We start from the raw sequence: 505 nt of genomic DNA, 5'->3' as shown, positions 1-505 counted from the left end.
GGCTCTGTCCTACGGCGTCGCCCAGTACATCATCAAGCCCTTCACCTTCCCCGTCTTCAAATCCAAACTCGAGGCGTATTCGTCCTTCCGCAACCGCCTCGGCGGGGATTCGAACGACGGCGAGGTCACCCAGACCGAGGTCGACAAAGCGATCTCGGCTCTGCGCACGCACACCGTGGCGGCGACCGCGAAGGGAGTGCCCGATGCGGTCCAAGCCGAGGTGAAGAGCCTGCTCGATGAGAATCCCGGCCAGTCCGCAGCAGAGCTGGCCGAAGGGCTCGGGGTCTCCCGAGTCACCGCTCGCCGCTACCTCGAATCCATGGCCGACGCCGGCATGCTCGAACGCCGTCCCCGATACGGTTCGGCCGGTCGTCCCGTCCTCGAATACACCGTCGTCCCCGACGCAGGCTGACCGCGCATTACTTGCGCGAGCAGCCGACCGTCACCGACGCCGCGGGCTGATCGCTCTGTCACCGCGCCCGTGACCGACGCCGCAAGCATTGTT

General features: G+C 66.3%; 1 protein-coding gene. It reads left to right on the top strand.

Going from position 1 to position 505, the window contains the following annotated elements:
• Window positions 1-412: helix-turn-helix domain-containing protein (locus IEV86_RS17745; protein ID WP_188484866.1), on the top strand; the 412-nt coding region annotated here is incomplete at its 5' end.
• Window positions 413-505 lie beyond the last annotated feature (93 nt).

The organism is Cellulomonas carbonis, assembly GCF_014636275.1.
In the GTDB taxonomy this organism is placed as follows: Bacteria; Actinomycetota; Actinomycetes; order Actinomycetales; family Cellulomonadaceae; genus Actinotalea; species Actinotalea carbonis.
Note: the sequence above shows the minus strand (reverse complement) of the source record. Positions and strands in the feature narration are given on the sequence as shown.